14 protein-coding genes are annotated in these 12,898 nt (G+C 71.8%); 10 read left to right on the top strand and 4 right to left on the bottom strand.

Annotated elements, in window-relative coordinates:
• Positions 1-9 precede the first annotated feature (9 nt).
• The 3 genes from ABZV42_RS28795 to ABZV42_RS28785 all read left to right on the top strand — a co-directional run bounded on the left by ABZV42_RS28795 (position 10) and on the right by ABZV42_RS28785 (position 3,508).
• The gene (locus ABZV42_RS28795; protein WP_355983470.1) at positions 10-1,296 is read left to right on the top strand and encodes a dipeptide ABC transporter ATP-binding protein; all 1,287 of its coding nucleotides are present in this window, start codon (positions 10-12) and stop codon (positions 1,294-1,296) included.
• 107 nt (positions 1,297-1,403) lie between these two features.
• A complete protein-coding gene (locus ABZV42_RS28790; RefSeq protein WP_356054235.1) occupies positions 1,404-2,795 on the top strand; it encodes a M1 family metallopeptidase in 1,392 nt (463 codons plus the stop codon).
• 47 nt (positions 2,796-2,842) lie between these two features.
• On the top strand, positions 2,843-3,508 hold the full coding sequence (locus ABZV42_RS28785; protein WP_355983395.1) for a trimeric intracellular cation channel family protein: 666 nt from the start codon (positions 2,843-2,845) through the stop codon (positions 3,506-3,508).
• Here the strand turns inward: ABZV42_RS28785 and ABZV42_RS28780 are convergent.
• Positions 3,408-4,760 carry an alpha/beta hydrolase-fold protein gene (locus ABZV42_RS28780; RefSeq protein WP_356054233.1) on the bottom strand — a complete coding sequence of 451 codons (1,353 nt, stop codon included), beginning with the start codon at positions 4,758-4,760 and terminating at the stop codon, positions 3,408-3,410. The two genes, ABZV42_RS28785 and ABZV42_RS28780, sit on opposite strands and share 101 nt — an antisense overlap.
• Before the next feature lie 160 nt (positions 4,761-4,920).
• Here ABZV42_RS28780 and ABZV42_RS28775 point away from each other — a divergent pair, with 160 nt between their 5' ends.
• The gene (locus ABZV42_RS28775; RefSeq protein ID WP_355983391.1) at positions 4,921-5,781 is read left to right on the top strand and encodes a thioesterase family protein; all 861 of its coding nucleotides are present in this window, start codon (positions 4,921-4,923) and stop codon (positions 5,779-5,781) included.
• A 110-nt stretch (positions 5,782-5,891) separates the two neighbouring features.
• On the opposite strand, the gene ABZV42_RS28770 is transcribed toward ABZV42_RS28775, so the two are convergent.
• The gene (locus ABZV42_RS28770; protein WP_355983389.1) at positions 5,892-6,482 is read right to left on the bottom strand and encodes a TIGR03086 family metal-binding protein; all 591 of its coding nucleotides are present in this window, start codon (positions 6,480-6,482) and stop codon (positions 5,892-5,894) included.
• A gap of 111 nt (positions 6,483-6,593) precedes the next feature.
• Between ABZV42_RS28770 and ABZV42_RS28765 the strand changes: the two genes are divergently transcribed.
• Both ABZV42_RS28765 and ABZV42_RS28760 read left to right on the top strand, forming a co-directional pair.
• Positions 6,594-7,556, top strand: coding sequence for a YafY family protein (locus tag ABZV42_RS28765; protein WP_355983387.1), 963 nt, complete (start codon positions 6,594-6,596; stop codon positions 7,554-7,556).
• A 191-nt stretch (positions 7,557-7,747) separates the two neighbouring features.
• Positions 7,748-8,098, top strand: coding sequence for a hypothetical protein (locus ABZV42_RS28760; RefSeq protein ID WP_356054231.1), 351 nt, complete (start codon positions 7,748-7,750; stop codon positions 8,096-8,098).
• A 41-nt stretch (positions 8,099-8,139) separates the two neighbouring features.
• Here the strand turns inward: ABZV42_RS28760 and ABZV42_RS28755 are convergent, their stop codons facing one another.
• Positions 8,140-8,766, bottom strand: a complete 627-nt coding sequence (locus ABZV42_RS28755) for a TetR family transcriptional regulator (RefSeq protein ID WP_356054229.1) — start codon at positions 8,764-8,766, stop codon at positions 8,140-8,142.
• 184 nt (positions 8,767-8,950) lie between these two features.
• Here ABZV42_RS28755 and ABZV42_RS28750 point away from each other — a divergent pair, with 184 nt between their 5' ends.
• The 3 genes from ABZV42_RS28750 (at position 8,951) to ABZV42_RS28740 (ending at position 10,838) form a co-directional block, all read left to right on the top strand.
• Positions 8,951-9,118, top strand: coding sequence for a hypothetical protein (locus ABZV42_RS28750; RefSeq protein ID WP_355983381.1), 168 nt, complete (start codon positions 8,951-8,953; stop codon positions 9,116-9,118).
• Between the two features lie 277 nt (positions 9,119-9,395).
• Positions 9,396-9,608 (top strand): DUF4190 domain-containing protein, encoded by a 213-nt coding sequence (locus tag ABZV42_RS28745; protein ID WP_355983469.1) that lies wholly within the window; start codon positions 9,396-9,398, stop codon positions 9,606-9,608.
• A 60-nt stretch (positions 9,609-9,668) separates the two neighbouring features.
• Positions 9,669-10,838: a cysteine desulfurase family protein gene (locus tag ABZV42_RS28740; protein ID WP_355983379.1), complete on the top strand. Its 1,170-nt coding sequence runs from the start codon at positions 9,669-9,671 to the stop codon at positions 10,836-10,838.
• Between the two features lie 149 nt (positions 10,839-10,987).
• Here the strand turns inward: ABZV42_RS28740 and ABZV42_RS28735 are convergent, their stop codons facing one another.
• The gene (locus ABZV42_RS28735) at positions 10,988-11,686 is read right to left on the bottom strand and encodes an N-acetylmuramoyl-L-alanine amidase (protein WP_356054227.1); all 699 of its coding nucleotides are present in this window, start codon (positions 11,684-11,686) and stop codon (positions 10,988-10,990) included.
• Between the two features lie 60 nt (positions 11,687-11,746).
• On the opposite strand from ABZV42_RS28735, the gene mnmA reads away from it, so the two are divergent.
• A complete protein-coding gene (gene mnmA, locus ABZV42_RS28730; RefSeq protein WP_355983375.1) occupies positions 11,747-12,868 on the top strand; it encodes a tRNA 2-thiouridine(34) synthase MnmA in 1,122 nt (373 codons plus the stop codon).
• Positions 12,869-12,898: the final 30 nt, after the last annotated feature.

Below are 12,898 nucleotides of genomic sequence, written 5' to 3'. Positions count from 1 at the left end.
GGCGCGGTGATCCCGCAGCAGGCCGCGGCTCCCGCGCACCGCGCGAAGTCCTCGGAAGGCCGTGAGGTCCTCCTCCGGGTGCAGGGACTTGAGAAGCACTTCCCCATCCGGAAGGGCGTTCTCCAGCGTCAGGTCGGCGCGGTCAAGGCGGTCGACGGCATCGACTTCGAGGTCCGCAAGGGCGAGACGCTCGGTGTCGTCGGCGAGTCCGGCTGCGGCAAGTCGACCATGGGCCGGGTCATCACCCGTCTCCAGGACCCGACCGGCGGCAGCATCGAGTTCGAGGGCCAGGACATCACCCGGCTCAGCGCCTCGAAGATGCGTCCGCTGCGCCGTGACATCCAGATGATCTTCCAGGACCCGTACGGGTCGCTGAACCCCCGTCACACCATCGGCTCGATCGTCTCGGCGCCGTTCCGGCTCCAGAACGTGGAGCCCGAGGGCGGTGTGAAGAAGGAGGTCCAGCGGCTCCTGGAGCTGGTGGGTCTGAGCCCCGAGCACTACAACCGCTACCCGCACGAGTTCTCCGGCGGTCAGCGCCAGCGCATCGGCATCGCCCGCGCGCTCGCCCTGAAGCCGAAGCTCGTCGTGGCGGACGAGCCGGTCTCGGCGCTCGACGTGTCGATCCAGGCGCAGGTCGTGAACCTGATGGACGACCTCCAGTCGGAGCTCGGCCTGACGTACGTGATCATCGCTCACGACCTCTCCGTCGTGCGCCATGTCTCGGACCGCATCGCGGTGATGTACCTCGGCAAGATCGTCGAGCTCGCCGACCGCGCCTCGCTGTACGAGGCGCCGATGCACCCGTACACCAAGGCCCTGATGTCGGCCGTGCCGGTCCCGGACCCCAAGCGCCGTGGTGCCAAGAGCGAGCGGATCCTGCTGCGCGGCGACGTTCCCTCGCCGATCGCGCCGCCGAGCGGCTGCCGCTTCCACACCCGGTGCTGGAAGGCCACGCAGATCTGCAAGACGACCGAGCCGCCGCTCATCGAGCTGAAGCCCGGCCAGCAGGTCGCCTGCCACCACCCGGAGAACTTCGCGGACCAGGCTCCGCAGGACGTCGTCCTGCTCTCGGCCGCCCGCGAGGCCATCGAGCTGGTGTCCGGCGTGGAATCCGCCGAGGTGTCGGGCAAGGCTCCGGCCGAGCTCGCCGCCACCGACGAGGCCGTCGCCGACGAGGAGGCCGCCACCGCTGAGGAGGCCACCGTCGAGGAGCCCGCAGTCGCCGAGGAGGCCGGCTCCGCTACGGACTCCGCGGTTGCGGAAGCCGATCGTCAGGAGTCAACGGGCAAGTAGCCCGTGACGACTTGGCAAAGTCATGAACATGCTCGAACGGGAGAGTGCAGAGTCCTGCGTGTCCGTCTGATCGGAAACGATCGGCACACGTACGAAAGGGACGCGAAATGGCACTCTCCCGTTCGGCACGTTTAGGCGCGCTCGCCACTGCGGCAGCCTCCTTCCTCCTCGTCGCAGCCTCCTCCGCCCCCACCCCCGGCGCGGACGGCATCGGTGACACGTACTTCCCCCAGCTCGGCAACGGCGGCTTCGACGCCCGCCACTACGCCCTGGACGTGGCGTACAACCCGGACACCGACCGCCTCGACGGCGTCACGACCCTCACCGCCCGCGCCACCCAGAACCTCGCCTCCTTCGACCTCGACCTCCAGAAGCTGGACGTCACGAGGATCGAGGTGAACGGCAGGGCGGCCCACTTCACGCGGGAGGGCGACGAGATCCACATCACCCCGCGCGGCCCGCTGGCCAAGGGCAAGACCTTCACGGTGACCGTCACCTACGGCGGAATCCCCGAGCCCCTCAACGGGCCGATCGTCTTCGGCTCCGACTACGGGTGGATGAAGACCGCGGACGGCGTGTTCGTGGCCTGCGAGCCCAACGCCGCCTCCACCTGGTTCCCCTCCAGCGACCACCCCTCCGACAAGGCGACCTACGACATCCGCATCAAGGCGCCCAAGGGCCTGACGGCGGTCTCCAACGGCCGCCTGATATCGACCCGCTCCAAGGGCGCCGAGACGGTCACGCACTGGCGCGAGAGCCGCCCCATGGCCACCTATCTCGCGACGGCGACCATCGGGAAGTTCGACGTGAAGACCGGCAGAACCCCCGCCGGGACACCGATCTACGTCGCCATCGACCCGGTGCTCGCGAACAGCAACAGCGTCGACGTGTACGCCGTCACCGCCGAGGCCACCGACTACTGGTCGCAGCTGTTCGGCCCGTACCCGTTCGAGGAGACCGGCGCCATCGTCGACGACATGCCCGAGGCGGGATTCTCGCTGGAGGTCCAGTCGAAGCCCGCGTACTCGGCGGTGCGCTCGGAGTCGACCATCGTGCACGAGCTGGCCCACCAGTGGTTCGGGGACTCCGTCTCCGTGGCGCACTGGAAGGACATCTGGCTGAACGAGGGCTTCGCCACCTACGCCCAGTGGCTGTGGGCCGAGCACAAGGGCATCCGCTCCGCGCACGACTCGTTCCTCGCCGGGTACAACCAGCGGCCCGCGGACTCGGCCTTCTGGCAGACCGAGGTCGCCGATCCGCAGCGCGACACGATGTTCGCCTCCGCGGTGTACCAGCGGGGTGCGATGACCCTCCAGAACCTGCGCGAGCGCATCGGCGACACCGCCTTCTTCAAGCTGCTGCCCGCGTGGACGAAGCTGCACCGGTACGGCAACGCCGGCACCGCCGACTTCATCGCCCTCGCGGAGCGGATCTCCGGGCAACAGCTGGACGACCTCTTCCAGACCTGGCTGTTCACCACAGGCAAGCCGGCCCTCTAGCCCTTCCTTCGTAAGGCGCACGCCCCGCGACAGGTGAGAATGTGGGGGTGTTCCAGCAACTGTTCAGCCCCTCCGTCCAGCACACGCTCGACCTGATCGGCATCTTCGTCTTCGCGATCTCCGGCGCGCTGCTGGCCGTCCGCAAGAACTTCGACGTCTTCGGTATCGCCGTCCTCGCGGAGATCACCGCGCTGGGCGGAGGGCTGCTGCGCGACGTCATCATCGGTGCCGTACCCCCGGCGGCCTTCACCGACCTGGGGTACTTCACCACACCGCTGGTCGCCGCCCTGCTCGTGTTCTTCCTGCACCCGCAGGTCGAACGCATCCAGGTCGGCGTGAACGTCTTCGACGCGGCCGGGCTCGGACTGTTCTGTGTCACCGGCACCGTCAAGGCGTACGACTACGGGCTCGGCCTGACCGCCTCCGCCGCCCTCGGCCTCGCGACCGCCGTGGGCGGCGGTGTGCTGCGGGACGTCCTCGCCAACGAGGTCCCCTCACTGCTGCGCTGGGACCGCGACCTCTACGCGGTACCGGCGATCGTCGGCGCCACGATGGTGGTCCTCTGCATCCGCTACGACGCGCTCACTCCGTTCACCACCGGCGTCGCCATCGTCACGGCTTTCGTGCTGCGCCTGCTCGCGATGCGGTTCCACTGGCGAGCTCCGCGGGCGTGGAACCGCCGCTCGACGGTGCGTGAGGACGAGAACTCCTGATCCTGTCGGCGCCGACCGCCGTGCCGGCGCCTCCGGCGGTGTTCGTGGCGCCGGCTCCGGCCCCGCCCGCGGTGCCTCCCGTGCCCGCGGTGCCTCCCCTGCGCGCGGTGCCTCCCGTGCCTGCCGTGGCCCTCCTGCCGTCGAACTGCGCGGTCAGCCAGCGGAACACCTCCGGCAGCTGGGGCCGCCACAGCCCCATGTCGTGGCCGCCCGCGCTGCGCGGCAGCAGCACCACGTCCACGCTCGTCGGCGCCTTCGCGATCGCCTGGATCGCCGCGCCCGCCTGGTACCCGTCACCGGACTCGCCGGAGAAGTAGAGGGCGATCCGGGGGTGGAGGCGGTCGGCGCGCAGCAGCAGGTAGGGATTGTTCCGGCGGCGCAGTTCGAGGGTCCGTCCGGCCAGTGAACCGCGTTCGCCCTTGGGGTCGTTGTAGCCGGACATGCTCACCGCGGCGCGGTAGCGGTCGGGGTGGGCGACGGCCAGTTTGGTGGCGCAGTGCGCCCCGGCCGAGTACCCGGCCGTGGCCCAGCCGTTCGGGGCGGACTCGGCGCGGAAGTTGTCCATGACCATCCGCGGTACGTCGATGCTCAGCCAGCTCTCCGCGTTCACCGTTCCCGGGATGTTCGCGCAGCCGGTGTCGGCCCGGGCCAGCAGGTTGGTGCGCGGCGCGACCAGGATGAACGGCGCGACCCGGCCGTCGAGCATCATCGGCCGCAGCTGTTCGTGCACCCGAAGGGACCCGAACCACGCCTTGGCGGAGCCCGGATAACCAGGCAGCAGTTCCACGACCGGGAACCTCCGGTGCCGGTAGGCGGGCTCGTTGTACTGCGGCGGCAGCCAGACGTAGACCTCGGCGTTCACCCCCGACACCCGCCCCTTCAGATCGGTGACGAACACGCCGGCCGACCCCATACGTGGCCCCTGGGCCGGCTCGAAGGTCTGCCGCATCCTGGGCAGGGTCTTCAGCGAGATCCCTCCGGTGCCGTCCACACCGAGGTCGGCCGCCTGCTGGACATGGTTGCCGGTGCCGAGGAGGTCGGCCCAGTTGTCGTACAGGTTGTTCGCGTTGTTCACGAGGACGAACACCAGGCTGATCGCCGTCCCCTGGGCGAACAGCAGCATCAGGAGCCGGGTCGCGGCACGCACGGGGGCCGGTCCGGGCACCCGGGACCACAGGACCAGGGGCAGCAGAAGTGCGAACGCGCACACCACGAAGGAGGTCAGGAGGAACGTTGTCCCTGTGAGGCTCATGTCCCATCAGAGGAGAACCCGGACCGATTGGTCACGGAAGATTGCGGACACTTAACAAGAAATTGCCGAATCCTCACCTGGATGGCCGGACGATGACGCGTCCGTGTATCCGGAATCGCAAAAGCTACCGCTTAGTAATTTCCTGTTGTACCGTTCACGTATGCCAGAAGCAGCTTCGGTGCAGGCCGTACGGGCCACGATCGGCGACAGCGAGTTCGACCGGGACACGGCCGTCACCCCGCGCGGGGCCGGCGTCTACGACGTCGACCTCTCCGCCGGGTGGACGATCATCAACGCCGTCAACGGCGGCTATCTGCTGGCCGTCCTCGGCCGCGCACTCTCCGACGCCCTCCCGCACTCCGACCCGTTCACGGTCTCCGCGCACTATCTGACCGCCTCCCAGCCGGGCCCCGCGGTCATCCGCACGGACGTCGTACGCACCGGCCGGACGCTGTCGACCGGACAGGCCTCCCTCTTCCAGTACGACGACGAGGGCCGCGAGATCGAGCGGATCCGGGTGCTCGCCTCCTACGGCGACCTCGACTCGCTGCCCGACGACGTGCGCACGACCGCGGTGCCGCCCGCGCTGCCGCCCATGGACCAGTGCTTCGGTCCGCAGGACGCGCCGGCCCCCATCCCCGGCAGCTCGGCCATCACCGACCGGCTGTTCCTCAAGCTCGACCCCGCCACCCTCGGCTGGGCGCTCGGCGCTCCGTCCGGGAAGGGCGAGATGCGCTCCTGGTTCGGCCTCGCCGACGGCCGGGACGCGGACCCGCTCTCGCTGCTCCTCGCGGTCGACGCGCTGCCGCCCACGGCCTTCGAGATCGGCCTCTCCGGCTGGGTGCCGACCGTCGAGCTGACCGTGCACGTGCGTTCCCGCCCGGCGCCCGGCCCGCTGCGGGTGTCCATCACGACCCGCAATCTCGCCGGTGGCTTCCTGGAGGAGGACGCGGAGGTCTGGGACAGCGCGGACCGTCTGGTCGCCCAGTCCCGGCAGCTCGCCCGCGCCCGCCTCGGCTGACCCGCGCCCGCCTCGGCCGGCCCGCGCCCGCCTCGGCCGGCCCGCGCCCGCCTCGGCCGGCCCGCGCCCGCCTCGGCCGGCCCGGGCTCGTCCCGGCCGGTCCGGCGTCGTCAGGCGGTCACCAGCGGGCGGCGGCCCATCCAGGCCGCCAGTCGTCCGTAGGCGTCGGCGTCCTCGGGAGCCGGCGCCACCGCGCCGAAGGGCAGTTCGGGGTCCTCGCGCCCCTCGTCGGGCAGTACGCGGGTGGCGATGGTGAGCGCGAACTCGGCCAGCTCCGGGTCGAGTTCGAGAGGCCGGCCGAGCGCTTCCCAGAGGTCCCAGGTGTGCGTGACCGCCTCCATGACGTAGCCGGCCAGCGCGATACGTCCCGTCACCTCGCCCCAGGGCACCGTCACCGGCGCGTCCAGCCGCGCGTCGTCCGCCCAGTCCTCGCGGACCTGGGTCCTGGCCTCGTCGTACGCGGCGTCCCAGCCGTCGTCCGGCACGCCGTCGGCGAACGGCCGCACCGCGAGCCCGTCACCGCCCGCCCCGATCACGGCGATCCGCCGGGTGCCGCCGACCATGTGCGACAGCAGCAGGCGCACGTCGAACTCGGTGCACGGAGTGGGGCGGTCCAGCTGCTCGGGCCGCACGGTCGCGACGAGCGACGCGATCTGAGCGGCGGCGCGGGCGTACAGGGGGCGGGGGTCCATGGCGTTCATGACTGCCTCTTCCGTCTCTTCCGGGTGTCGGTGTGCCCTCACTCTCGACCCATAACCTGACAGTTTCCGTCAGCATTTGCGGAGGCCTTCGACGGGCGCGATCCTGAGCCGGTGAAGTCCGACCGCCTGCTCTCGATCCTGCTGCTGCTCCAGACCCGCGGCCGTGTCCCGGCGCACGAACTCGCCGGCCGGCTCGAGGTGTCGGTGCGCACGATCTACCGGGACATCGAGGCGCTGTCCGCCTCCGGCGTCCCGGTCTACGCCGAACGCGGCCGGCACGGCGGGATCGAGCTGCTCGCCGGCTTCCGTACGGACGTCACGGGACTGACCGCGGACGAGTCCCGTTCGCTGTTCATCCTGGCCGCGCAGGGCGCGCACGCCGCCCTCGGCCTGGACGCGGCACTCGGCTCGGCGCTGCGCAAGGTGATGGCCGCGCTGCCGGCGCCCTTCCGGCCCGCCGCCGAGGTCACCAGCCGACGGGTCCTCGTCGACGCCACCCGCTGGAAGGGCGGCCCCCAACGGACCGTCGATCTGGACGTGTTGCAGGACGCCGTCTTCTCCGACCGCAGGCTGCGGCTGCGCTACCGCCACGGAGGCGACGCCGAGCCGCGCACCTACACCGTCGACCCGTACGGCCTCGTCTTCAAGGCGGGCGTCTGGTACCTGGTCGCCGACCGGCGCGGCGCGCCGCGGCTGTTCCGCGCCGACCGGGTGCGCTCGGCCACCCCGCTGCCGGACCCGGTGCGGCGCCGTCCGGGCGTCGAACTCGCCGACGCCTGGGAGGTGCTGAGGCGCCAGGTCGAGGACCGTCCGGGGGTCGTCGATGTCACGGTTCGGGTACGGCGCTCGCGCCTCGACATGTTCGTACGCCTCCATGCTGCCTCCCTCGCGGAGCTGCCCGAGGACGACGGCGCCGGCGAGTGGGTGACCGCGCGTCTGCGTCTCGGCTCGGTGCGCGAGACCCGCACGCTGCTGGCCTTCGGGGACGCGCTGGAGGTCCTCGCGCCGGCCGAGGCGCGACAGGAGCTGGCCACGACGGCGGCCGCCATCAGCGCGGTGTACGAGGGGGGTTGAGCCGCGGCGCCGCGCCCGTGCCGCACAGCAACGCACAGCTCCGGCACAGCGCGGCCCTACGTGGATCTGGTGCTCTGGCTCCCGCTCGTCCGGCTCCGGTGCCGTGGCGGCCGGCGTTCACCGTGACGGGCGGACGCCGCCCGCCGCGGCACCGGCGGCCCGACCCACGTGACCTGACCGGGAGTTGCCCCATGAACCGTCGTGCACGACTCGTTCCCCTCGTCGCCCTTCTCGCACTCGCGCCCCTCCTGGCGGCCTGCGGCTCCGGTGACGCGTCCTCCTCGGACGGCAAGACCTCCGGAGGGCAGAACTGCACGCGCCCCTCCGGGATGCCGGGCGGCGCCTCCGGCCGCCCGAGCGGCGCCCCCTCGGGGATGCCCACGGGGAAGGCCCCCTCGGGGATGCCCACCGGGAAGGCCCCTTCGGGCATGCCGAGCGGCGCTCCTGGGGGTGGCACGGGCGGCGGCCAGGGCGGCTGCGGGGGCGGTCCCGGCGGTGGTCAGATGGGCCAGGGCCAGGGCCAGTCGGCCGCGCAGGGCTGACACGGGGGAGAGAGCCCGCCGCCCTACGGGGCGGCGGGCGGTCAGCCGAGCCAGTGACGGCGGCCGATGCTGATCAGCCGCATCTGACGGCTGGCCACCTTGGCCACCCGCTCACGCTCCGCCGCGGAGCCGTCCAGCGCCTCCAGGAACGCCGAGGCCGCCATGAGCATGTGGTCGACGTACAGGCCCGCCAGCATGAGCAGATCGTCGTCGCTCCACCCCTTCGACTCGGGGTGCTCGGCCAGCGCGTCCCTGACCTCCTCGGCGAACCGGGCCAGTTGCTCGCGGATCGCGTCCCGCACCGGCTGGACCCCGCCGTGCCGCTCGCGCGCGATGAAGCGGACGTGCGCCGGATGCGCCCCGACGTGGTGGGCGATCAGTTCCACGGCGCGCGTGATGCGTTCGTCGCTGTCACCGGCCGTGGACACGATGTCCTCGATCATCGGATGCAGGCTGCCGAGCGCCTCCTCGACCAGTGCCACACCGAGATCCGCCGTCGAGCGGAAATGCCGGTAGAAGGCGGTCGGGGCGACTCCGACGGCGCGGGTGACCTCGCGCAGCCCCAGGCTGCTCAGGCTCTGGTCCTCCAGAAGCCCCAACGCCGCGTCCAGCAGCGACTGCCGGGTCTTCTGCTTCTGCGCCTGGCGGAGGCCGAGAGTGTGACTCATGCCATGCAGTTAACAACTGTTCTCTGGAAATTTAAAGCCGGGAGCGCGCTAGACTCAAGAGTCAGTGAACAAGTGTTACTACAACCGTTCACTGAGTCGTCAAGTCCCGGAAACATCGGGCCCTCACCGTTGAGGTCCCGGACGTTCCAGGACCGGACTTCGAGACTTCTTCGAGAGGCATCTCATGCTGTTCCTCGTCGCCACACTCCTGCTGCTCGGCGTTGTGATGGGTTCCGTGGCGCACGCGCCGCTGACCGTCACCCTCGCCGCCGCGGCCGTCATCGGCGTCTGGCTGATCGTCTTCGCGCTGCGCGAGCGCGGGGCCCGCCGACGCCACCCCTCCGCCAACTGACCGTTGGCCCCGCACCTTCGCCGGTCGGCCGCCGGTCCCACACTTTCGCCGACGGCCGTCGGTCCCGCACCTCCGCCGACCCGCCGTCGGTCCCGCACCTTCACCAACTGATCGTTGGGAGCTGACTCACGTCATGGAACTCACCGCGCGCACCACCGGCACGACCCGCTCGACCCGCACCACCGGTGTCTCCGGTACGACCCGCACCTCTGACGCGACCCGGGCCACCGAGACCGCACCCGCCACGCACCGGACCGGCGTCAGGGACGCGGACGGCATGGCCGTCGCCTCCTTCGTCCTCGGCCTGCTCGGCCTGCTCGTGCTGAACGTCTTCCTCGGTCCCGTCGCCATCGTCCTCGCCTCCGTCGCCCTCTGGCGCGGAACGGCCCGCCGAGGCCGCGCCTTCCTCGGCCTCGGCCTGGGAATCGCCGACCTGGTCGTCCTCGTCGCCTTCATGCAGTTCGACAACACGGTGTCCTGGAGCTTCTGAGACGCTCATGCCGTAGGGGGCCCGGGCGCGCGGGAGCGGGCCCGTAGAATCGAGCCCACCATGGCTTACCTCGACCACGCCGCGACCACCCCCATGCTTCCCGAGGCAGTAGAGGCTCTGACCGCCCGGCTGAGCGTCACGGGCAACGCCTCCTCCCTCCACGCCGCCGGCCGCACCGCGCGGCGGACGGTCGAGGAGGCCCGCGAAACCCTGGCGGACGCCCTCGGCGCCCGCCCCAGCGAGGTGGTCCTCACCTCCGGCGGCACCGAGGCCGACAACCTCGCGGTGAAGGGCCTGTACTGGTCCCGCAGAGACGCGGATCCGGCCCGGACCCGCGTACTTGCGAGCCCCGTCGAGCACCACGCCGTCCTCGACGCGGTCCACTGGCTCGGCGAGCACGAGGGCGCCACGGTCGAGTACCTGCCCGTCGACGCGTACGGCCGTGTCCACCCCGGCGCCCTGCGCGAGGCCATCGCCCGCAACCCCGGGGACGTCGCCCTCGCCACGGTCATGTGGGCCAACAACGAGATCGGCACCCTCATGCCGGTCCGTGAACTGGCCGACGTCGCGGCCGAGTTCGGGATCCCGCTGCACGCCGACGCGGTCCAGGCCTTCGGTCAGGTCCCCGTCGACTTCGCGGCCTCGGGCCTCGCCGCGATGACGGTGTCGGGCCACAAGATCGGCGGCCCGTACGGCATCGGCGCGCTCCTTCTGGGCCGCGAGTACAGCCCCGTGCCCGTGCTGCACGGAGGCGGCCAGGAGCGCCACGTCCGCTCCGGCACGCTCGACGTGCCCGCCATCGCGTCCTTCGCGGTCGCCGGGCGGCTGGCCGCCGAGCGGCGGGAGTGGTTCGCCCGCGAGATCGGCGCCCTGCGCGACGACCTGGCCGACGCCGTCGTCAAGGCCGTGCCCGACGCGATCCTCGGCGGCGACCCGGCCCCCGGCGGCCGGCTGCCCGCCAACGCGCACTTCACGTTCCCGGGCTGCGAGGGCGACTCGCTGCTCCTGCTGCTCGACGCGCAGGGCATCGAGTGCTCGACCGGCTCGGCCTGCACGGCGGGGGTGGCCCAGCCGAGCCATGTCCTCCTCGCCACCGGCACCGACCCGGACCTCGCCCGGGGAACCCTGCGCTTCTCCCTCGGCCACACCTCCACCCGGGCGGACGTCGAGGCGGTGACACGGGCGATCGGACCCGCGGTGGAACGGGCCCGCATGGCGGGCCTCACCTGACCTCCACCCGGTGGGCCACCCGGGGACACCTGGAGATATTCAGGGACCCCCGGGACCCCCGGGACCCCCGGGACCCCCCCGGGACCCCCGGGACCCCCGGGACCCCCGGGACCCCCCCGGGACCCCCGGGACCCCCGGGGGAGGTCCCGTCAGGCCGCCGCCGACCGTGCCCGCCGGACGAGCCGTATGTACCGGTCCCAGTCCCAGTGCCGTCCGGGATCCGTGTGGTCCGTGCCCGGGACCTCGACGTGTCCGATGATGTGCTCGCGGTCCACGGGGATGCCGTACCGCCCGCATATCCCGGCCGTCAGCCGCGCCGAGGCCTCGTACATCGCGTCCGTGAACGACGACGGGCGATCGACGAAACCCTCGTGCTCGATGCCGACGCTGCGTTCGTTGTACGCGCGGTTGCCCGCGTGGAACGCCACGTCCAGCTCGCGGATCATCTGCGTGACATGACCGTCCCTGCGGACGACGTAATGAGCGGCCGCCCCGTGCCTCGGGTCCTGGAAGACCTGCACCGCGCTCGCGAAGCTGCCCTGGGTGACATGGACGACCACGCGGTCTATCGAGTAGTCGTCGGGACGGTCGGCCCGCCGCCAGTTCGCCGCCGAGGCCGCCACCCACTGCGCGCCCCGGAAGTCCACCGCCCCCGCGACGCGCGCCTTCTCCACACCCGGCAGCCGCCACCACAGATGCGACAGCTCCTCCCGGGCCAGCCCCGCCGCGCTCACGGCGGCCACCAGACCGCCGAGGAGCAGCACCCGGCGCCCGACCGGCTGGTCCGCGTCCTTGGCCCCCGCCCCACGGCTCCGTGGCGTTCCCGGCTTCCCCTTTTTCGCCCCCATGCGATCTTCAACGGATACTCGCGGGTTCCGGTTCCCGCGGCCCCGTACTCTTGAGGGGTTATGACTGAGACCTCGCAGCGCCCCCTCCGCGTCCTCGCCGCCATGTCGGGCGGAGTGGACTCCGCCGTAGCCGCCGCCCGTGCCGCCGAGTCCGGGCACGACGTGACCGGTGTGCACCTCGCCCTCTCGGCGAACCCGCAGTCGTTCAGGACCGGCGCGCGCGGCTGCTGCACCATCGAGGACTCGCGCGACGCCCGCCGGGCCGCCGACGTCATCGGCATCCCGTTCTACGTCTGGGACCTCGCCGAGCGCTTCCGCGAGGACGTCGTCGAGGACTTCATCGCCGAGTACGAGGCCGGCCGGACCCCGAACCCGTGCCTGCGCTGCAACGAGAAGATCAAGTTCGCCGCCCTGCTGGACAAGGCGCTCGCGCTCGGCTTCGACGCGGTCTGCACCGGCCACTACGCGCAGGTGATCGTCCGTGAGGACGGCACGCGCGAGCTGCACCGGGCCTCCGACATGGCCAAGGACCAGTCGTACGTCCTCGGTGTCCTGGACGACCGCCAGCTCGCCCACGCGCTGTTCCCGCTCGGCGACACGGTCACCACCAAGGACGAGATCCGCGCCGAGGCCGAGCGCCGGGGCCTCGCCGTCGCCAAGAAGCCGGACTCGCACGACATCTGCTTCATCGCCGACGGTGACACCCAGGGCTTCCTCGCGGGCCGGCTCGGCAAGGCCGAGGGCGACATCGTCGACGAGGACGGCGCCCGGATCGGCACCCACGAGGGCGCGTTCGGCTTCACGATCGGCCAGCGCAAGGGGCTGCGCATCGGCACCCCGGCCGCCGACGGCAAGCCCCGCTACGTCCTCGACATCTCACCGGTGAACAACACGGTCACGGTCGGCCCGGCCGCCTCCCTGGACGTGTCCGCGCTGACCGCCGTCAAGCCCCGCTGGTGCGGCGCGGCCCCGGCCGGCCCCGGCACCTACACCGCCCAACTCCGCGCCCACGGTGGCGAGACCGAGGTGAACGCCCGTCTCGTCGACGGCGAACTGCGCGTCACCTTCACCGAGCCGGTCCGCGGCGTGGCCCCCGGCCAGGCGATCGTCCTGTACGACGACACCCGCGTGGTGGGGTCGGCGACGATCGCGACGACCACGCGCGCGACGGCGACCGTCTAGGCGTACGCGACCGGCCAGGCCCCGCCGCCC

The sequence above is a fragment of the Streptomyces sp. NPDC005281 genome, from assembly GCF_040607495.1.
Classification (GTDB): Bacteria; Actinomycetota; Actinomycetes; order Streptomycetales; family Streptomycetaceae; genus Streptomyces.
This window is presented reverse-complemented; position numbering and strand designations above follow the sequence as displayed.